Raw genomic sequence first — 23,540 nt, forward strand, 5'->3', positions numbered from 1 at the left:
GCTTTTTAATCGAAAGACGTTTGGCTGCTTATTAACCCATTTCAGTCTTAGGTGGATCAACACACAGACGCTGTGCAGCGATAACCGCTTGAGTCCTACTATGAACACCGAGCTTACGCAAAATCGCCGTTACATGGGCTTTGATGGTCGCTTCGGAGACATTGAGGTCATAAGCGATCTGCTTATTCAGCAAACCTTCGGTTAGCATGGTGAGTACCCGAAACTGCTGCGGTGTCAGGGATGCCAAATTGGTGGCGAACTTCTGATCCTCTTCGGTTACATCCACAACCCCTTCGGCGACCTCTTCTGGCAACCACTCTTCACCTTCAAGCACCGTGGTAATCGCTTCAGCAATCACATCAAGAGGAGAGGATTTAGGGATAAAGCCAGAAGCACCATAATCTAGCGCCCGCTTCATCACCGAGGATTCTTCACTCCCCGAGACCACGACCACCGGAATACCGGGATTTTTGCCGCGCAAAAAGACCAAACCGGTAAAGCCATTGGTGCCTGGCATATGCAGATCGAGTAATACCAAATCAGCATCGGAGTGACTTTCAACCGCCGCCTGTACCGCTTCTAGGGAATCGGCTTCGACGATTTCAACGCCGGGGACAGCCTGAGTGACAGCCTGTTTCAGTGCTGCACGAAATAACGGATGATCATCCGCAATGATTATCTTCTGCGCCAGTTGCATTCAGCTAATCTCCCTCCTTACTCGTTTTCACCGATGAAAACGGGTAAATCTATCTATTTATAAGGTGTAAAACGCGACACGATAGCCGCTTGCCACCTGATGATACTAACACCACTTGTAACGCAAAACTCCCCCCCGACCTTAAAATCGGGAGGGAGTTTAATAATTGTAGCTCGAAGTCAGTGCCTTAGCACCTTTACTTACGATTCATGCGGTGTTCAATCAGATCATCAACAACCGAAGGATCAGCTAGTGTTGAGGTATCACCCAACGCAGTGAAATCATCCTCGGCAATCTTACGCAGAATACGGCGCATGATTTTACCGGAACGGGTTTTCGGCATACCTGGCGCAAATTGAATCAAATCCGGTGACGCAATCGGACCGATCTCTTTACGCACATGCAGTCGCAGCTCTTTCAGCAGCTCATCGGATTGCTCAAACCCAGACTGCAGGGTGACATACACATAGATACCCTGACCTTTGAGTTCATGTGGATAACCGACTACAGCTGCTTCAGCAACCGCGGGGTGTGCCACCAGTGCCGACTCTACTTCAGCGGTACCCATCCGGTGACCAGACACGTTGATCACATCATCCACACGGCCGGTAATCCAGTAGTAGCCATCTTCATCACGGCGAGCACCGTCACCTGTGGTGTAATAGCCCTTATACGTTGTGAAGTAGGTTTGCACAAAGCGCTCATGATCGCCCCAGATAGAACGACTCTGACCCGGCCATGAATCTTTAATTACCAAGTTACCATCGGTGGCACCTTCCAGCTCATGACCATCAGCATCCAGCAACGCAGGCTGTACACCAAAGAATGGACGGGCAGCCGCACCCGGTTTCGCTGCGGTGGCACCCGGTAGTGGCAGAATCATCATGCCGCCGGTTTCAGTCTGCCACCAAGTATCAACGATAGGGCAACGGTTCTGACCGATCACGCGGTAGTACCACTCCCATGCTTCAGGGTTAATCGGCTCGCCCACGGAACCAAGAATACGCAGGCTAGACAGATCGGAATCACCGAGCACATCTTCACCCTGCTGCATCAAGGCACGAATAGCCGTTGGTGCGGTGTAGAACTGGTTCACCTTATGTTTTTCGATCACTCGACCAAAACGGCTGTTATCCGGATAGCTAGGCACACCTTCAAACATCAGTGAGGTCGCACCATTTGCCAGTGGCCCATAAACGATATAACTATGACCGGTTACCCAGCCTACGTCGGCGGTACACCAGTAAACATCGCCATCTTTATAATCGAAGGCGTATTCATGGGTCATAGAGGCATACACCATGTAACCACCGGTCGTATGCTCCAAGCCTTTTGGCGCACCGGTAGAACCCGAGGTATACAGAATAAACATCGGCGCTTCGGCGTCCATCTCTTCAGCGGGGCAATCGCTAGAGGCATCAGCGACAAGATCTTCATACCAAACATCAACCTCGTCATTCCAAGCAACATCCTGCTCGACCCGTTTAACGACGATCACGCTTTTAACTCGGGCTTTAGCCTCGGGATGTTCCAGCGCTTTATCAACATTCAGTTTAAGCGGCACCGATTTACCGGCCCGCAGTGAATAGTTAGAGGTCACGACCACCTTAGAGTTAGCGCCTTCAATTCGGGCCGCCAACGCTTCAGGCGAGAAACCACCAAAGACAATCGAGTGCACCGCACCGATACGGGTACAGGCCAACATAGCCACCGCCGCTTCAGGAATCATCGGCATATACAGCGTGACGACATCACCCTTCTCGACGCCCTGAGCTTTCAGTGCATTCGCAAACTTACAGACACGTTCGTGGAGATCACGATAGGTGATGTTTTCAGAATCACTTGGATCATCACCTTCCCAGATAATAGCGACCTGGTCGCCACGGGTTTCGAGATGACGATCAAGACAGTTATAAGAGGCATTCAGTGTGCCATCTTCAAACCAACGGATATCAACATTATGCGGATCAAAAGAGGTGTTTTTAACTTTCGTGTAGGGTTTAAACCAATCGAGTCGTTTACCTTCGTTGCCCCAAAAGGTGTCCGGATCGTTAATCGATTGCTCATACATCGCAAGATATTTTTCATTATTGATATGCGCAGTCGCAGCCAGCTCTTCGCTAACCGGATATATTTTAGAATCGCTCATGTTGATGCCCTTAGCTTATTATTTATTCTATGCTGTGATCATGCCGAGTCATCTTCGTTCAGCATGTCTCCCTATCCCTGCTCTACCGATATTATTATTGTTTGCGGCGAGATGTTTCAACTAACGTTACCGCTAGCCCGCCTTCAGAGAAAATCAGAAAATAGCAGTCTCTCTGAAACGGTTATTATAGTGGTTAATGTTATACCTAATGGAGCCATTCCTCCTGAATTAGACATTGGTCTATCCATCACAGGCCATTAGTCGTAGAAATGGTTATCCTACACCTTTAGTATCAAAACCAGCCTCAAAACCGTCTCAAAAAACAGACTATCTCGATTCGTTACCCAAGCCCTAGCGTCTCAATCCGCTTTAAGATTAGCCTTTCAATTCAGCGTCGAGATCGATACCGGCTTCACGCATCTGCGCCAGCTTATAACGCAATGTCCGAGGGCTAATCCCCAGTTTTTCCGCCGCGTCTTTACGACTGCCGCTGGTTTCCCGCAGGGTTTCGATAATCAGTTGAAACTCATGCTGCTTCATATCATTGCCCAACTGACTCTGCTCATCGCTCGCCACGGGGGCCGCATTAATACGCCCCGCCATATCGGCGGCTTGCATACTGCCCGGTTGGATATGCAGATCGGCAGCACCAATCAATGCGCCCTGCTGTAAAATCAGCGACCGTTGCACGATATTATCCAGCTCACGCACATTGCCCGGCCAGTGGTAAGCCTGCAGCGCCCGCTGTGCATCATCGCTGAGCGATACCGAGGTACGATTCATTTTGCGAGAATACTTCGCTAGCAACCGTTGCGCCAACGGCACGATATCACCGACACGCTCCCGTAGCGGCAACCACTGCAGCGGAAATACATTTAACCGGTAGTAAAGATCTTCACGGAATTTATGCTCTGCGACAAACTCTTCTAACTTACGGTTCGTGGTCGCCAGAATGCGCACATCCAAGTTGATCACTTTACGTCCACCGACCCGCTCTACCTGCTGCTCTTGCAACACCCGTAATAACTTCGCCTGTAAACCCAAATCCATTTCGGAAATCTCATCGAGCAAAATCGTGCCGCCATTGGCCTGCTCAAACTTGCCGGGGTTACTGGTATAAGCTCCGGTAAACGCCCCTTTCTCATGGCCAAACAGGGTGGCCTCCAGCATATTTTCAGGGATCGCCGCACAGTTAATCGCCACAAAGGGCTTATCCGCCCGTGGTGAGTGCATGTGGATATACTGCGCCAACACCTCTTTACCGGTACCGCTTTCACCGGTGATCAGCACCGTGGAATCGGTTTCGGCCACCCGCCGTGCCACCTGTAACAGCTGTTTACTGCTGTTCTCTTCGGCGATAGGTTGGATGTTATCGGGCTCATTCAGGTGACTACCGGTATAACGCTTTACCACATCGATCAACGCTTCGGGGGCAAACGGCTTCATCAGATAATCCACCGCGCCACTGCGCATCGCCTCAACCGCTTTATTCACCTGGCCATATGCGGTGATCAGCATCACCGGCAAACAGGGCTGAGCCTGCTGTATTTTGCCCAGTAACTGGTGGCCATCCATGCCACCCATATTGACATCACTCACCACCATATCCACCGAGTGTTCGGCGATCACTTCAAGTGCCTGCTCGCCGGATTCGGCTTCTAAATAGTCAAAACCGGCCAGCTCTAGGGTATCCACCAGCGCCTCTCGCAGATCGGCATCATCTTCAACCACTAATATTTTCATCGTCATAAGCTATCCGGTCCTGATTGATCGCTGAGGCCACTCTGATGAGTGACGGCATGGGCTTGATCATCCATATGATAGGGGATCAGAAAGGCTGCCTGAGTCCCCACACTTGGCTGAGAGCGCAGCAGAAACTGACCATGATGCGCCTTCGCCACCACCTGAGCCACCGCCAAGCCTAGCCCCGTGCCGTGGGACTTCGTCGAATAAAACGGCTCCAACACCTTACGGCATAGCGCCGCATCCATACCCGGGCCATTATCTCGCACTTCGATACCTAAGTTATCACCCACCAACTGCGCTTCGATCACCAACTCACTGCCTTTACCGCCCGCCTGCAGTGCATTGTTGACCAAGTTCATAATCGCCCCCAGCAGGGCATCTTTATTACACTGTAGCTGCAGATCAGGCACCCGGTTGATACAGTCACAATCCGCATCCCAACTCAGTAGCGGCATATCTAGCGCATCTTCCAGTTCCCGAAACAGTTGCGCGATACTGATGCGATCGTCTAGACGGGTTTCACCCCGCGCAAAGATCAGCATATCCCGCACCTGTAACTCTAAGTTTTCCAACCGCGACTTTACCTTGCCAGCAAACTTAATACGCTGCTCTGGCCGCAACTCTGGCTTCATTAGATGTCCAGCATAGAGTAACGCGGCGGAGAGAGGGGTGCGCACCTGATGGGCCAACGAAGCCATCATCCGCCCCATCTCTGACAGCCGTTGATAGTGGGCCAGACGCCCTTGCAGTAAGCGGGTATCGGTCTGATCGGTCAACATCAACAGTTGCCCGGTTTCATTCACTAAGGTACTCGTCGACAAGCTGACACGGCGACCGCTTTTTAGTGATACCTCATGCCCATCATCGCTACGCGGGGCGAAACTACGCTGTATCACCGCCACCCAGGTTTCATGTTTGAGCGGTAAGCCCAGCAACTGCTCGGCGGCACTATTACACTCAGCCACCCGCCCTTTACTATCGATCACCACTACACCGGCGGGCAACAGATCGAGCAGGTCTTCGAGTCGTCCCGATAGGCGATCATGGGCCGCCTGTTTTTCGACACTCGCCTGCTGCGCCTGAGCCAGCTGCGCCTTTAATCGGCTGTTTTCCTGTTCTAACTGAACAAGCTTAGTCTGTGCGTCTGTCATCATCTATTTTCGCTGAATTCCATATTTACGCATCTTTTCCACCAGCGTTGTGCGGCGAATCTGCAGTAGGTCGGCGGCCCGCGCCACCACCCCGCCGGTTTTATCCAGCGCCTGAGTAATAAAGCCCTGCTCGATAGTCTCGGTATAGGCCTTCAGGTCCATCCCCTCATCCGGCAACAGCATTAACGCCTGTCCAGTCGGGTCTACCCCCTCTTCAGCGGCAACCGGCATCTTATACAGATCAGGATTCGGCTCCGCCACATGGCGAAACTTCTCCGGTAATTCATTCACCCCCACCACCGCATCGGGATAGAGAATTGCCAACCGTTCGACAAGATTGGCCAGTTCGCGGATATTGCCCGCCCAATCATGCTGCTGTAACGAGCAGATCGCCGCCGGATGAAAACGGATACGCCCAAAGCCCTCTTTCGCCACCCGTCGCGCAAACTCCTCCACCAATGGCGGAATATCCTCTATGCGGGCTCGCAGGGGCGGCATATCAATCGGAAACACATTGAGACGATAATAAAGATCTTCGCGAAAACTGCCCTCGACAATCATCTGCTCGAGATTTTTATGAGTCGCGGCAATAATCCGCACATCGCAATCGATCGTGACACTACCGCCCACCCGTTCAAAGCAGCGTTCTTGCAACACCCGCAACAGTTTCACCTGCATTGGCAATGGCATATCGCCGATCTCATCGAGAAACAGGGTGCCACCATTCGCCAACTCAAACCGCCCCGCCCGCGAACTGATCGCACCGGTAAAGGCACCCCGTTCGTGGCCGAACAACTCACTCTCTAATAGGTCCGCCGGAATAGCGCCACAGTTAACCGGCACAAAAGGCCCATTGTTGCGTTTCGAGGCCCGATGCAGGTTATTGGCAATAATCTCCTTACCCGTCCCGCTTTCGCCGGTAATCAGTACATTGACATCCCGTCCGGCCACCTGACTGATCATCTTCCGCACCAGCGCCATCGCCTCACTGTGCCCCACCATGCCTTCAAACTGGCTCGCCACGGATTTCGGTGAGAAGAGATCGGGCTGCCCAGCATATTGCAGCTGCAACTGCCGGTAGATCAGCGCACGATGCAGCATCACCGTCAGCTCGGTTAAACGGGCATCGGGGTTCAGCCGACCAATGATCTTTTCCTGCAGCGCTGCCGGCAACTGCTCTAACTCAGGCCAGGGAGAGATCGCCACCACCGGCAGCTTGTCATCCAACTGATCTAACTGCTGCATCAGTTTTTCCAGCGACACTGGCACGCGACAATGCCCCAACCAGACCACCGCCCGATCGCCCGGCGGCGTGACATTCTGCAACCAAGACACATAGTCGGTGGTGATATGGCTGATATCAGCAAAGTCTAGCCGCTTTGATAGATGGGTGCGGCTATCGGCGTCATCATCGATATAAATAATATGTAGCGGGCTACTCATAGGATTAGTCACTCTCGCTCAACAGTCATCGACTGAAAATTCAGTCCAACCCTTGAGCATAAGGCTCTAACAACAACTTTTCGTCAGGGGTCTCACAGATGCTTTCACAAACACCTGCACAATACGTCAAATTTATGACATGCAGAGGTAAAAGACAACAGATGGCAGTGATGTTTTTTTGACGCTACCATGCAATACACTACACCTCCGCCGCCTTACGGCTTACCTTGTTTGTTTTAAAAAACACACCATTCAATAAACACAACCCAAAATGGGTAATCACGCCACACCCCGTATTTAGGGGGTTTAGGTAAAAAAAACCATTTATTATCAATTTTTCTCACCGACACCCCTAAAGTTTCAAAAAACGACGCCGTTAACCCTTTCACGAAATGAATTAATAGTGAGGTAGCTAAGGCTGCCTCGGAAGCTCAAAAAGGCCGAATCAGAAGACATACACTGGTTAGGTTAAGGAGATGAGAAAATGGCACTAGGTATACAAACAAACGTTGCATCATTGAATGCCCAAAACAATCTGAGCAAGTCGCAGAGCAGTCTAGAAACGTCGCTAGAACGTCTATCGACTGGTTTACGTATCAACAGCGCAAGTGATGATGCGGCCGGTTTAGCAATCTCTGACCGTATGACCTCTCAAATCAACGGTTTAACCCAAGCAACACGTAATGCTAACGATGCTATCTCCCTGACACAAACCGCTGAAGGTGCGATGTCAGAATCCACCAACATTCTGCAGCGGATGCGTGAACTGGCTATCCAATCTGCCAACGATACTAACAGCGCATCTGATCGCGCTAACCTGCAAAAAGAAGTCTCTCAGCTACAGTCTGAATTGAACCGTATTGCCGATACCACCTCTTTTAACGGAAAAAACATTCTAGACGGCACCTTCACTTCTGCTAAGTTCCATGTCGGTGCTGAAGCTGACCAAACCATTAATGTCTCTATTGGTAGTGCTCGTGCCACTAGCATGGGTAACTACTCGTTAACTACCAATGGAACAAGCACTAAGGCAGTGGCAGCAGCAGCCACTGCGGGAGATAACTCTACAGGCGATGAAGATCTCACTATTAGCGGTCCATTAGGTTCAACATCAGCTGCTGTGGATATAGCAGCAAAAGATAGCGCTAAGACTGTTGCTGAAAAAGTGAATGCAGTTCAAAGCGACACAGGTGTAACAGCCAAAGCAATAAGCCAAGCAAAACTTTCCGGCATCTCTGCAGGCAATATTTCTCTAACACTAACAGGTGATACTACTGGTGGTGCACAGGCCATTACCGCCAACGGCGTAACAGCCACTGACGTATCTGCACTGTCAGAAGCCATCAATGCCAAAACATCAACTACCGGTATTACCGCAGAGCTATCCAGCGATAAAACATCGATCACTCTAATCAGTGCAAATGGTGATGATATTGTCATTGAAGGAGCCTCGAACGGAGTAGATACTACTGCTGTAATGTCTGTACAAGGTCTTAATGCGGATGGAACGGACTCTGGGACAGCGGCCAACCTTGTAGATGCATCAACTACAACAGCAGGAGTCGATAGTACACGTGTCGGTGGCGATGTAACCTTCTCTGCCAGCGGTACATTTAATGTTACTGCTACTGCTACTGGTGGGCTATTTGATGCAACCGCAAAGACTGCGGAACTAAATTCCGTCGCAGAAATTGATATCAGCACACAAACGGGCTCTAACGATGCTTTAGATGTGATCGATCAAGCACTAGCCTTTATTTCTGAATCTCGGGCAGACCTTGGTGCGGTGCAAAACCGCTTAGAAAGCACTATCAGCAACTTGACCAGTATTACCGAGAATGTGACTGCTGCTCGTTCTCGTATAATGGATGCTGACTTTGCCTCTGAAACTGCAAGCCTGACTAAAAACCAGATTCTGCAACAAGCGGGTACTGCGATGTTGGCTCAGGCCAATACATTGCCACAGGGCGTTCTGTCTCTGCTACAGTAAAGATAAGGCACTAATAAAAAGGGGCGGGCTTGGCCCGCCCTTTTTTTGTTAAGCCTATAGCAGCCATCAACCACCGATGTAAGGATGTACGTTATGTCTAATGATATGCAGATCACTCCTAACCAGACCACGGCAACGGCTAGCGGCACACCGTCCCAGCCAAGCAATCGCCAAGCGCCAAGCGTTCAGCAGCCAACCGAGACTGTTGAAAAGTCAGCGATTCCCGATGCTGAAACACTCGAGCAAACCGTGACTGACATTAATGACGTGATGGCTCAATTTCAGCGAACCCTGAACTTTTCAATTGACCATGACGCCGGAAAAACGATAATTAAGGTTATCGATACGTCGAATGATGAACTCATCCGTCAGATACCCTCTGAAGACTTTATCGAAATCAGCAAGCACATTGAACAGATGAACAATTTATTGTTCAGTGGGAAGGCTTAGATTGCCTTCTTTATTTCTCGCTTAGAGAAAATTAAAACGAGGTAGCTATGACCATCTCATCACCAGGTATCGGCTCCGGCCTTGATATCCAAAGCATTGTCCCCGATTTAGTGGCGGCTGAACGTGAGCCCACGCTCAATCGGTTATCCCAATCTGAAGCCACCCTACAGGCAGAACTTTCTGCGGTTGGCCTACTGAAAAGCGCACTCTCCGACTTTCAAAGCAAGTTTAGCGGCCTAAAAGATCCTTCCAGCTTCAGTAATCGCACCTCATCCTCCTCTGATACAGACATCGCAGGCTTCAGCGCCGATAATGATGCGGCGGCGGGAAGTTACTCTCTCGAAGTCACCAGTTTAGCATCGGCACAAAAGTTGGTGACTCAACAAGATTATATTGTTAGTGAAGGTACTCTCGACTTTAGTGATGCCGATGGCAGTTTCTCTGTCACCTTGGACAGCAGCAATAATGCAACCATTCAAGATGTACGTGACGCCATCAATAACGCTGACGATAATATCGGTGTAACCGCCACTATTCTCAATGTGAATGGCAATGAACGCTTAGTGTTTACCGCTAACGAATCCGGCACCGATAATGCGCTTACCATTAGCGGCACATCCACCACCGGCGACTTAGATATCTATGATTATAATTCCGGCAGCGCGACTCCCGATGCTAATGGTGATGTCGCGAGCTACTATGATCAAGTAATCACGGCAGCTGATGCAGTCTTTAGTGTTGATGGCCAATCGATGACCAGCTCAAGCAACACCATTACTGATGTTATCCCCGACGCGACGATCACTCTCAAAGACAGTAATGTTGGCGAACCCATTACGCTTTCGATCAGTGAAAATAGCAGCGCTATTAAAAACCAGATCACCACACTGGTTGATGGCTATAATGAACTGATTGCGCTTATTAATGAGCAGACCAGTTACGATGCCGATACGGGGGCAGCAGGTTCTCTGCTAGGCGATTCCTTGGTTAATACCATTGAGCGCCAGATCCGCAACACCTTAACCGACCGTATCGAAAACAGCGACAGTAATTACACCTCTTTGGCTTCTATCGGTATCACCACCACCACTGATGGCAGCCTCGAACTGGATAGCGACACCCTAGATACGGCGCTTGAAAACGATTACACCGGCGTAGCAACACTGTTTTCTGATGAAACGCAGGGCGTGGCCTTTAAAATCGATGCGATGCTAGAAAACTACTTACAAACCAGCGGCACCATCGATGGTCGAACAGACTCTATTAACGGTAAATTAGAGGATATAACAGACGAGCGAACAGCCCTTGATTATCGTAGTGCACTGCTTGAAACTCGACTATACAAGCAGTTTAACGCCATGGATTTACTGGTCGCTCAGTTAAACTCTACCGGTTCTTGGCTCACGTCAGCACTGGACAGTCTACCAGGCGTAGTTCCCCAAACTAATTAATAACGTTTATATCGCTGTTACGCTTATCTTTCGAACAGATACAACAATCCTTAAGGATCAATAAATGAAACGCAACCTTGCCTCCCAACAGTATCAAAAAGTGGGACTCAACTCGGCTTTGGCAAATGCAACACCCCACCAGCAAGTCTTAATGCTGATGAATGGCGCTCTAGGCAGTATTGCAACCGCTAAAGGCGCGATAGAGCGCCATGATATCGAACTTAAAGGCACCAGCTTGAGCAAAGCCATCTCTATTGTCGGCGGCTTACAAGCATCACTGGCTGACACTGAAGCGAATGAGATCGCACAGAATCTTGATAACCTCTATACCTATATGGCCGACACGCTGTTGAAAGCCAATATTGAATCATCGATAGAGAAGCTAGATGAAGTCACGCAACTCATGCTGGATATCAAATCGGCTTGGGAGCAGATTCCCGCTGAACACCATAATACCCAGAGTCCAGTAGAGAAATAAACATGGCTCAACTCAGCCCTGCTGCACTCAATTGGCTGCAGCAGTTTTCCGATATTGAACATCTGCAGCAAGCTATTTTCGCCGTGCTGAAAAAATATTCGGCTGGTCAACAGACGGGCGATAATCCCGATGATGAGGCTGAATTCGTTGACCTAGTCAAACAACAAGATCAACTGATTCGCCGACTCCCCTTCGATCAACTTAACGCTGAAGATGTTAGCCAATTGCAAGACAAGATAGCGCAATTACAACAGCATCATCAGACACTCACTCAAGCGATCAACCACCAAAAGCAGCGTTTGCTGAATCAATCCAGCCAAAGTAAAAAAGCAGGTCGCAGTATCAAAGCCTATCAACAGACACAAGATTTATAGTGTTGCTTGACGCCCAGCTTAAATAACGCATATGAAAAAGCCCAGTCACCTGGGCTTTTTCATATAACAACATCCCTAAAGGGACGACCTCAGTTTATATAATTAAATAAGCTAAGGCCCTGTATCTTGGCAAAACTACCGTAAGCCGCGTTTAACGCTGTTTCCTGTAACGTAAACTGACTAATAGCCTCAGCATAATCGAGATCCCGTATAGCTGACTGGGCTTCATTGGTATAAATAATATACTCACTATTGACAGATTCCTGAGCCTCTAAGGTATTGATTCGGCCACCAATACTGCCACGCACTTCAATGTTTTTATTCTCGATAGTATCGATCTGCAGTAGTGCTCGATTGACCGCCTCATTGAGCTTTTCAGAACCTAGAGAATCATTAACGGTATCTGTATCACTGAGGGCAGCACTGAGTTGATGCACCATGTTTAGTACATTCGTACGCTCAGTATCTGTTTCAAGCGTTACCGAGCCATCTGCTGGATTATCAATCTCGAGACTAACCCCTTCGAACTCAATGACATCACCCTGTTGATAACTAATATCCGTTAACGCTATCGCCGGATTACCACTAAAAACAGGATCTCCCTGCGAACCTTCCACACTATAAGTGCCTGCGGCGGTATCAAAGGAGATAATGGCAGGCCCGCGACTATCCGTAAACGCTTCAAACGTGCCGAAGTTTGTAATAACACGCTCTGAAAATTCAGCGCCACTTGCGGGTGCTAAGGTCAACTGGCTTGCTACATTCTCGAAGACATTAAAACCGGAATCGGTTGAGATAATATTGGTATTTGCCCCCACCTGTATAGAACGCGTTCCTTGATCTCCGTTATAGACGTAACTGTCTGTTGCGCCATCATAACTATAGGCCGCATCAAAACCAGCATGCCCCGAGAAAAGATACTCCCCCTGCACATCTTGAGTATTGAGCAGTCCAAAGAGTTGATTCTCTATCTCATCCAGCTCACTGACGATCAACTGACGATCATTATCACTCACCGCCCCGCTATTCGCCTGTATCGCTAGCTCTTTTATTCTGACGGTTGCTAGATTCACCGCATCTAAGGTTGTTTCTTCTAGGCTAAGACGACGACGAGATACATCAATATTGTCCTGATACTGTTCAGCTTTCGCGACCTCTTTATCCAATTTAATGAGCTGCGCCGTTCCTACTGGATCATCAGAGGGCTGTAAAATACGCTGCCCAGTGGATAACTGTTCCTGTGTTTTATACAGGCTGCTGTTGGCCGTATTAATATTCTCAGTGCTACGACTAAAGATCTGCGCAGTTGAAATTCGCATCATGTACTCCTAGAACTATAAACTTTGCAGCAGACTATCAAAGATAGTCTGCGATACCCGGATCAGCTGTGCCGATGCCTGATACGCCTGTTGATATTGCACCAGCTTAGTCGCTTCTTCATCTAGGTTAACCCCAGAGACACTGGATTGCGCACTGATACTCGTATCCAGTACCGCCTTATTCGCCTGCTGCGAGATAACTGCGGTCGCCGTTCTAGTACCTACCTTCTCAATCAAACTGCCGTACAGGTCTTGATAGGACCCTTGATCAAACAGTTTACTTTGCTGCATATTCGATAAAGCAAAGGCATTTCGGTTATCCGACACACCATCTTCGTTGAAATCAAAACTAAAGCTATCTCCCGCCTTAGGCTGATTAGCGACGGTAATACTGTAACCGTCCAACTCAATGTCATTACCCGCGATATATGTTTGATCTAATGCCCCAACGGGCACCGGACTATTTGGATCGGTCATATCATAGACGGTGTAGGTCATTTCTCCGGTAGTAGAACCAACCAAGTCATTAAAGACTATTTTAACCGGAGGAGACATCTCACCGGCTGTGGCAAAAGTCGCTGCCTTTGGGTTAGTAACGCTAACCGTTGCGACACCACTCCCTTGGTTATCAATATCAGTGCTAATACGAATCGGTGATGCCAGTGCTAGCTCCTGACCACTTTGAATAACGAGTGACAAATCTTCTGCGCCACTGGTGACCGGCTGAATAGTAAAACTATCCCCTTTCATTAAATCGGTATCGGTCTGAATGGTGACTTTAATACCATCAACAGCAAAGGATAAAAACTCACCATTTGGGTCTATGTAAACCTGATTCTGACCGACAGCATCAATACCCTCTGCAGTCGATAATGGCGCTAATGGATCATCATCAACATTATCAAGCTGATCAACACGTATCTGTTTTCCGTCACTACTGCGATACAGCGTTAACCGACCACCATCGCCGACAACTAGCTCATATTCACTTGCTTGAAGTTGATCAACATTCTGTATTTCAACCCGCGCAACATTAATATCTGACTGATTGTTACTATTGGGCGTAATGCGTTTGCGCTGTAAAAAATCGTCATTCATATCGGTAAACAGATCGCCACCGAACTCATTATTCAAATTAATACCGGCACGATGCTGCTCATTCATGCTCTCCGCTAACCCAATGGCAATAAGCCCCAACTGGTTGCGTGCATCATTTAGCGCCTCTTCCCGATATTGAATAAGGCCGCCCACCTTACCCCCAGTAATTTCACCATTGATGTTCACCGTTGCATTAGCATTGACCACCGCTAGTTCTTTTTGCGAACTATCCGTCCCTAACACGGAGACAACCTTCTCTGCAGTAGAGCCAATCACCAGTGGTTGCCCATTACCGATAAAAATACTGTATTGATCAGAGCTTTGATCAACGACCGTTACACCGACTATTTCAGAAAGCTGATTCGTGAGTTGATCTCGCTGATCCCGCATCTCATTCGTTGAGCGATTAGTCGCTTCCGCCACACTTATTTTCGCGTTAAGGTCAGCGATATTCGACGCTATTGTTGTGATCTGCCCAGCATAACTATCCATCTGCTGATTGATCGTATCGCCTTGACTCTGGATATTTGCGTCTAAGTCATTAAAGCGCTGCACCAAGGCATCAGACTGTGTAACAAAGAGTTGTCGATTGGCGGTCGAGGTCGGATCATCCACGACACTCTGTAAGGCACCAAAGTAATCATCCAATGCCGTAGAAATACTTTGCGTATCACTCGCCAATAAATTATCTAGTCGTGAAGAGAGGTCCGCATAAGCCGATGACTGATTATAGGAGGAGAGATCAGTCCAGACCTGCTGAGTAAGAAACTTATCAGTGATCCGTTCAATATCTTGTACATACACCCCACCTAAGTTTGGATGTGCAACAAGGTCTACTTGCTGACGGCTATAGCCGTCAGTATTTACGTTACTAATATTTTGACCGATAGTATTCAGCGCGGCTTGGTTTGCCTGCGCGGCCTGACTACCAATACTTAACAAATTGGACATATATAAACTCCCGGGAACACTCTATCGGCAAAGCAGGGAGCAGACAGGTTTCACCTTATAACTGCTCACTATAGCGGCCAACCCTTAACTTTCTTTAATGTTAGATCCAATACTCGTCGTGGTACTGAGCCCGGCCAGAACATCCCCATCAAAAATACGACCGATCTTCTCGGCATAGTTGGGATCTGTAGCATAACCGGCCTGCTGCAAACTATTCAGGTAACTATAAGGATCACCCGCCTGTTCCAGCGCCTGTTGATAACGCGGGCTATTACTCAAGAAATCGGCGTAATCACGAAAACTCTGTTCATAAGAGTCATATACCCGAAACGAAGCGCGTTCCTGCTGCGCGACGCCATCACGAAATTCGACGGTGCCCACCTGCGCTTTCTCGCCATCCCAACGACTATCCGCTTTAATATTAAAGAGGTTATGGCTGGTGCCATCGGGTGTTTGAATCAGATACCGTCCCCAGCCCGTTTCCAGCGCCGACTGAGCCAATAAAACCTTAGGATCAACCCCCAACTCTGCCGCCACGCTCTCGGCCAACGGCAATAGGGTTGCTACAAACTGCTCTGGGGTATCGAAGCGTCGCGGTTGTGAAGGTTCGGCTGTTGTCTGCTCCTGTGACGCAGTATCACTCACACTCACCGCTGCTACCTCAGGGGCCTCAGAGGCATCCTGTGACGCTTGCGTCGATACTTGTTCGGCTGCCTTCTCTAACGCCCGACTGTTCGCCTGTGCCTGACCCAAAATCGCAGACGCAGCCATACTGGCGGCGGTATCCACGGTTCGATTTAACATCCGTTCCGATTCGGACAGCGGTTTCAGCCGGTTCTCCTCATCATCACTCTCCAGTCGTGGATCGACATTACCACCCAACTGGCGCACCAAAATTTCGGCCAAACCGAAGCCTTTATTTTCGGCGATCTCTTTTGTCAGCTGGGTATCACCCATCTGCTGATAAAATTCCACCTGCGGACTATTGAAATAGCTATCTTCAGAAAAACTGGCATTGGCTTCACGCATGCTTTTAACCAGCATGTTCAAAAATAGCTGTTCAAACTGTTCCGCCACCGCTTGCAAGGCTTCAGGATCTTTATCCTTGGCCTGCTGACGCAACTTATTCATCTCACCTAATTCGGTGAAGAGCTGAGCATGTTGACTCGGATCGGTGTTCATCATCAGCCTCAGATAACTATCAGTTCTGCTTTAAGGGCGCCGGCTTGTCGCAGCGCTTCCAATATGGCCATCAGATCACCCGGAGCAGCCCCTACTTGGTTAACCGCCTCGACGATATCCTGCAAAGAAGCACCCGGTGAAAATTCAAACATGTGGCCACTGCCCGCATCGACCTCAATACCGGTACGCGGCGTAACAACCGTCGCACCGCCCGCTAAAGCGTTCGGTTGATCGACAGCCAGATCTTCGGTGATCGCCACCGTCATACCACCATGGGTGATAGCCACCGGTGACACACGCACGTTTTGACCGATAATAATGGTGCCGGTCCGTGAGTTAATAATCACCTTAGCCACTTCCTGCGCCGGCTGAACCTCTAGGTTTTCTAGCACCGATAGGAAAGACACCCGCTGGTTTGGGTTACGAGGGGCAGACACCCGAATCGAGGTTGCATCCATCGCCTGCGCCATACCCGGCCCTAACAAACTATTGATCTGTTCGGCGACGCGGCGCGCCGTGGTAAAGTCAGCATAGTTCAAATTCAGCACTAAGCTATCGCCCTGTGCAAATGCATTCGGCACAGTCCGCTCAACCGAAGCGCCACCGGGGATGCGTCCAACACTCGGTACATTGAGGGATAACCGCGAACCATCAGAGCCCTGCACACCAAAGCCAGACACCACCAGATTACCCTGTGCGATCGCATAGATCTGACCATCGGCCCCTTTCAACGGTGCCATAATCAGACTACCGCCCCGTAGGCTTTTAGCATCACCGATGGTCGATACTGTCACATCGATCACCTGCCCCGGCTTAGCAAAAGGCGGCAGATCAGCATGCACCGCCACCGCGGCAATGTTTTTCGAGGAAGGGTCGATACTCGGCGGAATAGCCACACCAAAGTTATTCAACATGTTGCGAAAGGTCGCCGAGGTAAACGATGTTTTATCACCGGTACCATCCAAACCCACCACTAAACCATAACCCACTAATTGGTTACTACGCACACCAGCCACCGAGGTCAGATCTTTTATGCGTTCCGCATTCGCGGTGCTACTCAACAGCAACGTTATTAAAGCGATCATCCAGAAACGATTCATCATGGTTCTCCGTATCATTCCTTAGAATGGCCACAGCGGGCCGATAAAGAATTTTGACAACCAACCCATGGAGTTGGAATCATTCAGCTCACCCGAGCCACTATAGGTAATCCGTGCATCCGCTAGCTGGGTTGAATTCACCGTATTGCTTGAGGTGATATCCTGTGGCCGAATCATGCCGCTCACACGGATATATTCATCCCCCTGATTCAGGGTTAGCCACTTCTCACCTTTCACAATCATTAGCCCATTCGGCAGCACTTCATGCACCGTCACGGTAATGTTGCCATCCAGACTATTACTCATATCGGATGAGCCTTCACCATCAAAGGCTGTTTCTGACTCTCCCGAACCAAAACTCAGCGGCTTACCCAAAATCGTTGGTTGAATGCCAAACACCGTTGGCGAGTCTATAGTTTGTGAATTTGATTTATCCACCGACGTTTTATTACTTTTCGTGGAGGAGGTGCTCTCCTCCAGCACGATAGTAATAATATCGCCCACCCGATGCGCCCGACCATCACCATACAAACTGTTACTGGTGGCAGCATTAAAGATAGAGCCGGTCACTTCCCGTGGGGCTTCCATCGCTTGGGGACGAACCGGCGCAAAGCGTGGGTTATCAGGCTTTGGCACGGCGCTAGTGCACCCCCCTAACAGGAGTACAGCGGCCAGCATAGCGAGATATAATTTCATCGGTTAACTCCTACTCAGATCAATACATTAAGGCTTATAGGTTCTGAGTCACGTAAGACAACATCTGATCGGCGGTCGAGATGACTTTCGAGTTCATCTCGTAAGCACGCTGAGTGGTGATCATATTCACGAGCTCTTCAACGGCATTGACGTTAGAACCTTCCAGCATCCCTTGGCGTAACTGTCCCGTGCCCCCTTCGCCGGGATTGGACAGAACCGGATTACCACTGGCGGCGGTTTCAAGGTAGAGGTTTTGACCATAGGACTGTAACCCCTGAGCGTTGACAAAATCAGCCAACTGAAGCTGCCCAATCTCTTGCGGGTTTGGATCTCCCTGAACAACCACACTCACAACACCATCGACCCCAACGGTCATCGACTGCACTTCGTCGGGCAGGGTCAAGCCTGGCTCGAGCAAATACCCTTCGGAGGTCACGATCTCACCATCGGAGTTCAGTTGAAACTGACCGTGCCGAGTATAGCCAGTATCGCCATTCGGCAATGCAACAGGCCAAAAGCCACGCCCTTCAATCGAGATATCAAAGGCTTCACCGGTGGTTTCTAACTCGCCTTCTTGAAACAGCTTTTGCGTACCGGCGACCCGCACCCCCGACCCCAGCTGCAAACCCGAGGGTAGTTGCGAGTCATCGGCGGTCTGAGCACCCGGTTGACGTTGAATCTGATACATCAGATCTTCAAAGACGGGACGATCTTTTTTAAAGCCAACGGTACTGACGTTTGCCAGGTTGTTGGAAATAATTTTCAGGGAGGTATCCTGCGCGCTTAAACCCGTTTTTGCTACAAAGAGGGCTCCATGCATACTTATTCTCCACCTGCGTTATTCATCATTATGCTGTCACTGAAGTGACAAAATTTGGGTGGCAGCCGAGGAGTTCTCTTCTGCCGTCTTCATCATTTTTACTTGCATCTCGAACTGACGCGCCAGATCGATGACCGAAGTGAGTTCGGATATCGAGTTCACATTGCTCGATTCCAAAAAACCGGAACGTATTTTCACATTGGCATCCGGCAACAGCGGCTGATTATTGCCGGTATGCATCATGCCATCGACCCCTTTAAACAGTTCCCCCGCATCAGGGTTAACCAGTTTAATACGATCGAGAATCGCCAATTCGCTAGCCGCATCGCCTGCAGGGCGAATAGTAATAGTGCCATCGCCGCCGATTTCCAGCTGCTCAAAGGGCGGCAACGTAATGGGAATTCCACCATTACCCATCACCTGATCACCCGAATGCGTCACCAACTGATTAAGACTATTGATCTGCAACTCGCCTTGGCGGGTATAAGCCTCATTGCCATCCGCATCGATGGTCGCTATCCAACCATCACCATCAATGGCGACATCCATCGAACGTCCAGTTTGCATCAGGGTACCGCTGGACATATTGGTGCCCGGCCGTTCAGCCATGGCGTAGACCCTGGAGTTAAAACCGTCACCTTCAACCTGCATTGCCCGCGCTTGAGCAAAGTCAGCCTTAAAGCCTGTTGTCGTCGCATTCGCCAGATTGTTCGCGTGGGCTTGTTGAGAGCGCATATTCTCGCGCGCGCCACTCATAGCCAGATACAACACTTTATCCATGGGATACCCCGTTTGCCGCCTTAACGCTAAAACGGTCAGACATTGCCGCTTTAGTGGTTTAAATTCACTAACAGATAAAATGCAATGCCTGTGCCAACCTTTCATAAAGACGTAAAAAAGGCGACCGAGGCCGCCTTATAAACAACTGAGTTATTACCCAAAATCAGATCTGGAGAATCGCCTGAGTGACGGTATTCAGCGTTTCGAGGGTTTTAGAGTTAGCCTGGAAATTACGCTGAGCTTCAATCAGGGCAACCAATTCAGTCGACAGATCAACGTTAGATTGCTCCAGAGCCGCCGAACGCAAACTACCATTCAAGCCGGTACTCGGTGGGTTCAGCAGCGCACCACCGGATGACAGGGTCGCCGTCCATTCAGTATCGCCCGATGGCTGTAAGCCCGACTGGTTTTCAAAGGTCGCAAAGGCAACCACGCCTAGGTTCTGGGTTTCGCCATTAGAGAAACTCGCCACCATCTCACCGGTTTCAGCAAAACTGACACCGATCAGATCACCCTTCGTATACCCATCCTGAGAGGATGATTTGACGATCGAAGCGGAAGCAAACTGCGTACTATCAGTCAAATCCAAATCGATCTCGGTGTCAGCGTTCGCAGGGTCGGCACCTTTAACCGTTAAGGCAGGCGCCGTTGCACCCGCAACGAAGCTGGTACCATTAACACTATCCAAAAAGCCAGTACTTGGATCAAACCCAAGCATCACCGCGCCGACTTCGCTTAGGGTATTGCTACTATCAACCGAGAAACCGGTCTCGCCAGGATCAACACTCTTACCTATATCCAGCAATTCAGTACCGTTCAGATAGGCATACATCTGATACTGGCCACGATAACTATTATCCCCGTCATAGGTGTCATCAGCATTGGCCGTTAATACCGCAATAGTTGATGCACCGGTTTCGGCTACGCTAAATCCAGTACCAATATCGCCATATTCCGCCTTGAAGCGAACATCCAACTGAAACGTACCACCCTCTTCAACCACAGTGACCGACTCGACACTTGGATTACGGTCTTTAATCTCAGCTTGCTTATCGGTAATCAGGGCGGAGATTTCATTTACGGTAGAACCGCTAGGAATACTAATCGCCACACCACCGATGTTCAGCTCAGTATCAGCATCGGGACTCCCTAATGTATAAGCCTTATTCTCATTAGCATCACGTTCAGTTTTCGTAGGGACTATATCTACTCCACCGCTATCCTGAATGAGCATGTCACCATAACTACTGTATTGAGAGTAAGTTTCAAAGCTCACCGAACCTGTACCCGCAGCAGCGGTAGCATCTTGAGTGAATGCCAGCGTCGATGTGTCGATACGCTTGTCAGTATTCTGTAACGTACTTAAATCGGCAGCCGAGGGGGTACCTGACGCATCAAAGCTAACATCAACACCACTAATATTTAAAGTAGCGGGAACACTCACATTGACCGCATAAATATCACGAACGGGACGCTGCTCAACCATATTATATTTAATGGTATTTTCATTACCCAGACTATCAAACGTTCTCACTGTGGTGCTGTAAGTAAAGCTGGCCGGCACGTCTTTATCATAGGGTGTCGTTAACAGTGTTGGATCTTCCGCATCATTAATATTGAACGATAGATCAATGTTCCCGGTTGCATTAGGCGGGCTTTCTTTCTCTGTTACCGCTAAGTTTTGCAGAGGTAAACGGTTACCTTTATCATCTAAACCATACCCCTGTAGGTACTTACCCGTTTTAGACACGATGTAACCATCTTTATCCAGCTCAAAGGCACCGGCACGGGTATAGGTAACACCCCCCTGCCCATCATCTAACTGAAAGAAACCAGCCCCATTGATCGCAAGATCAAGGTTATTACTGGTAAATTCGGTGGTACCCGCCTCAAAGTTTTGCGCGATGTCCGTGACGGTTACACCGGAGCCAGCCACATTACTTGAACCGGCCCCCACGATCGCGGAAGCATAGACATCACCAAACTCGGTACGCGAGGATTTGAAGCCAACGGTACTGGAGTTGGCAATGTTATTACCGGTTACATCAAGATCAGTCGATGCCGCTTTTAAACCTGTTATCGCAGTGCTAAAACCCGCCATAATTATCTCTCCGATTTAACCTATTCGTTTAACATCAGTAAAGTCCACTGAGCCTGCATCGGTATTCACTTTCATACCGATACCATTCTGCCCGAGCGTGACGCTATTGACGTTGTAAGCAATATAGCTAGTCGCGGTTGCGTAATTACCGTCAACCTGCGCCTCAGCGACGACGCGATAATCACCCGCAGGGCGATCACCCGCACTCCAAACAAAGTATTGATCACCGGCCGCTTGGCTACCCATCTCCACTTCATCGACAAGATTATTATTACTGTCGTAGATAGAAACCCGTAGATTTTCAGTACTCACTGGCAACTCGACGACGCCTCGAATCTCACCGGACTCAGCCACTTGCGCCATATCTGTCTTGGCGTAGATGTCCTGACCAATCATCGACGATGCCTGCAATGTCGCCTGACTCGACAGCAATGAAGCCGCCATCGTTTCCATAGTAGTGTTGAGCTTGGCGATATTTTCAACCGTACTCATGCTGGCAATCTGCTGCATGAATTCGCTGGTTTCGGCCGGGCTAGTTGGATCCTGATTCTGTAGCTGCGCGATCATCAGCTTCATGAACATCTCGCTGTCTTCACTACTACTGCTTGTCGTTGTGGTAGAACCACTCTGATTCTGCGCATTGATCTGATCGTAGATCGACTGCGTTCCTGTAACGTCGCTAACACTCATAACTTTTACCTCTCTTCAGACCTTCTGCGCTTATTGCCCCAGGGTTAGCGCTCGCTGCATCATCTGTTTTGCCGTATTCATGATCTCAGCATTAATCTGAAAAGAGCGTGACGCCGAGATCATATCCGCCATCTCTTCAACAACATTGACATTGGGGTAGTAAACATAGCCGGTCTCATCCGCCATCGGATGATCTGGGTTGTATTCCGAACGCAGAGGCGCGTCACTTTCCACAATGCCGGAAATAGCCACACCCTGCCCAGCCTGCACACCCAAGGGCGCACTCCCCGGCTGAGTGTTGGCCATCTCTTTTAGCTCAAATACGGGTTTTCGCGCACGATAGGTTTCACCGGCACTACTACTCACGCTCTCGGCATTGGCCATATTACTGGCCGTGGTATTCAGGCGCACCGTTTGTGCGCTCATGGCTGAACCCGCTATATCAAAAACATTACCCAGAGACATGATTACTCACCCTTAATCGCGCTAGTTAAGCCTTTAAATTTATTATTCAGAAACTGAAACGATGCCTGATAATCAATTGCATTTTCGGTATATCGCGCCATTTCTGCCTGCACATCCACCGTATTGCCATCCACACTCGGCTGGCTGGGTATGCGATACATTAACTCTGACGCATAGTCCGCGCTGATTAAGCCGGTGCTGTGTTCATCACTCGTACGGCTCATCTGCAAAGGCTGCTGACCACCCTGAACACCCTGTAAAACACTTTCGAAGTCGATGTCCCGAGCCTTGTAATTCGGGGTATCACTGTTGGCAATATTATTGGCCAAAATTTCGGCACGTTGAATTCTTACGCCTACGGCTTTTTCATGAATTCCCAGTGCGTTATCAAAACTAATGGCCATCGATT

21 protein-coding genes are annotated in these 23,540 nt (G+C 49.3%); 5 read left to right on the top strand and 16 right to left on the bottom strand.

All coding sequences use genetic code 11. The annotated features are described in order from the left end of the window. Nucleotides 1–31 precede the first annotated feature (31 nt). The 5 genes from EH243_RS04425 to EH243_RS04445 form a co-directional block, all read right to left on the bottom strand. The gene (locus EH243_RS04425; RefSeq protein ID WP_126157442.1) at nt 32–697 is read right to left on the bottom strand and encodes a response regulator transcription factor; all 666 of its coding nucleotides are present in this window, start codon (nt 695–697) and stop codon (nt 32–34) included. 196 nt (nt 698–893) lie between these two features. Further along, entirely contained in the window at nt 894–2,846 is a 1,953-nt protein-coding gene (gene acs / locus EH243_RS04430; RefSeq protein ID WP_126157443.1) for an acetate--CoA ligase, read from the bottom strand. 375 nt (nt 2,847–3,221) lie between these two features. Continuing rightward, nucleotides 3,222–4,595: a sigma-54-dependent transcriptional regulator gene (locus EH243_RS04435; protein WP_126157444.1), complete on the bottom strand. Its 1,374-nt coding sequence runs from the start codon at nt 4,593–4,595 to the stop codon at nt 3,222–3,224. Continuing rightward, complete coding sequence (locus tag EH243_RS04440; RefSeq protein WP_126157445.1) at nt 4,592–5,746, bottom strand: sensor histidine kinase; 1,155 nt, start codon at nt 5,744–5,746, stop codon at nt 4,592–4,594. The genes EH243_RS04435 and EH243_RS04440 overlap by 4 nt, the downstream gene beginning before the upstream one ends. Then, complete coding sequence (locus tag EH243_RS04445; RefSeq protein ID WP_126157613.1) at nt 5,747–7,186, bottom strand: sigma-54 dependent transcriptional regulator; 1,440 nt, start codon at nt 7,184–7,186, stop codon at nt 5,747–5,749. Between the two features lie 484 nt (nt 7,187–7,670). On the opposite strand from EH243_RS04445, the gene EH243_RS18760 reads away from it, so the two are divergent. The 5 genes from EH243_RS18760 to EH243_RS04470 all read left to right on the top strand — a co-directional run bounded on the left by EH243_RS18760 (nt 7,671) and on the right by EH243_RS04470 (nt 11,929). After that, nucleotides 7,671–9,176, top strand: coding sequence for a flagellin N-terminal helical domain-containing protein (locus EH243_RS18760; protein ID WP_126157446.1), 1,506 nt, complete (start codon nt 7,671–7,673; stop codon nt 9,174–9,176). Nucleotides 9,177–9,269: 93 nt separating this feature from the next. After that, nucleotides 9,270–9,626, top strand: a complete 357-nt coding sequence (locus EH243_RS04455) for a flagellar protein FlaG (RefSeq protein ID WP_126157447.1) — start codon at nt 9,270–9,272, stop codon at nt 9,624–9,626. Nucleotides 9,627–9,673: 47 nt separating this feature from the next. Further along, complete coding sequence (gene fliD, locus EH243_RS04460) at nt 9,674–11,077, top strand: flagellar filament capping protein FliD (RefSeq protein ID WP_126157448.1); 1,404 nt, start codon at nt 9,674–9,676, stop codon at nt 11,075–11,077. A gap of 64 nt (nt 11,078–11,141) precedes the next feature. Then, nucleotides 11,142–11,555 (top strand): flagellar export chaperone FliS, encoded by a 414-nt coding sequence (fliS, locus tag EH243_RS04465; protein WP_126157449.1) that lies wholly within the window; start codon nt 11,142–11,144, stop codon nt 11,553–11,555. A 2-nt stretch (nt 11,556–11,557) separates the two neighbouring features. Next, entirely contained in the window at nt 11,558–11,929 is a 372-nt protein-coding gene (locus EH243_RS04470; protein ID WP_126157450.1) for a hypothetical protein, read from the top strand. An 89-nt stretch (nt 11,930–12,018) separates the two neighbouring features. Here the strand turns inward: EH243_RS04470 and flgL are convergent, their stop codons facing one another. From flgL to flgB, 11 genes are all read right to left on the bottom strand, one after another. Continuing rightward, nucleotides 12,019–13,248, bottom strand: a complete 1,230-nt coding sequence (flgL, locus tag EH243_RS04475) for a flagellar hook-associated protein FlgL (protein WP_164549046.1) — start codon at nt 13,246–13,248, stop codon at nt 12,019–12,021. 15 nt (nt 13,249–13,263) lie between these two features. After that, the gene (gene flgK, locus EH243_RS04480; protein WP_126157452.1) at nt 13,264–15,297 is read right to left on the bottom strand and encodes a flagellar hook-associated protein FlgK; all 2,034 of its coding nucleotides are present in this window, start codon (nt 15,295–15,297) and stop codon (nt 13,264–13,266) included. Nucleotides 15,298–15,381: 84 nt separating this feature from the next. Beyond that, on the bottom strand, nt 15,382–16,479 hold the full coding sequence (gene flgJ / locus EH243_RS04485) for a flagellar assembly peptidoglycan hydrolase FlgJ (RefSeq protein ID WP_126157453.1): 1,098 nt from the start codon (nt 16,477–16,479) through the stop codon (nt 15,382–15,384). An 8-nt stretch (nt 16,480–16,487) separates the two neighbouring features. Then, complete coding sequence (locus EH243_RS04490; RefSeq protein WP_420897530.1) at nt 16,488–17,582, bottom strand: flagellar basal body P-ring protein FlgI; 1,095 nt, start codon at nt 17,580–17,582, stop codon at nt 16,488–16,490. A gap of 18 nt (nt 17,583–17,600) precedes the next feature. Continuing rightward, entirely contained in the window at nt 17,601–18,275 is a 675-nt protein-coding gene (flgH, locus tag EH243_RS04495; RefSeq protein WP_126157455.1) for a flagellar basal body L-ring protein FlgH, read from the bottom strand. Nucleotides 18,276–18,309: 34 nt separating this feature from the next. Next, nucleotides 18,310–19,095, bottom strand: a complete 786-nt coding sequence (gene flgG, locus EH243_RS04500; RefSeq protein ID WP_126157456.1) for a flagellar basal-body rod protein FlgG — start codon at nt 19,093–19,095, stop codon at nt 18,310–18,312. A gap of 36 nt (nt 19,096–19,131) precedes the next feature. Next, nucleotides 19,132–19,875 (bottom strand): flagellar basal-body rod protein FlgF, encoded by a 744-nt coding sequence (gene flgF / locus EH243_RS04505; protein WP_126157457.1) that lies wholly within the window; start codon nt 19,873–19,875, stop codon nt 19,132–19,134. A 163-nt stretch (nt 19,876–20,038) separates the two neighbouring features. After that, nucleotides 20,039–21,976: a flagellar hook protein FlgE gene (locus EH243_RS04510; RefSeq protein WP_126157458.1), complete on the bottom strand. Its 1,938-nt coding sequence runs from the start codon at nt 21,974–21,976 to the stop codon at nt 20,039–20,041. Nucleotides 21,977–21,991: 15 nt separating this feature from the next. Next, a complete protein-coding gene (locus tag EH243_RS04515; RefSeq protein WP_126157459.1) occupies nt 21,992–22,666 on the bottom strand; it encodes a flagellar hook capping FlgD N-terminal domain-containing protein in 675 nt (224 codons plus the stop codon). Between the two features lie 30 nt (nt 22,667–22,696). Continuing rightward, complete coding sequence (gene flgC / locus EH243_RS04520) at nt 22,697–23,131, bottom strand: flagellar basal body rod protein FlgC (protein WP_126157460.1); 435 nt, start codon at nt 23,129–23,131, stop codon at nt 22,697–22,699. A gap of 2 nt (nt 23,132–23,133) precedes the next feature. Next, on the bottom strand, nt 23,134–23,535 hold the full coding sequence (gene flgB / locus EH243_RS04525) for a flagellar basal body rod protein FlgB (RefSeq protein ID WP_126157461.1): 402 nt from the start codon (nt 23,533–23,535) through the stop codon (nt 23,134–23,136). Between the last annotated feature and the right edge of the window lie 5 nt (nt 23,536–23,540).

Source organism: Amphritea opalescens, assembly GCF_003957515.1.
GTDB classification, from domain to species: Bacteria; Pseudomonadota; Gammaproteobacteria; order Pseudomonadales; family Balneatricaceae; genus Amphritea; species Amphritea opalescens.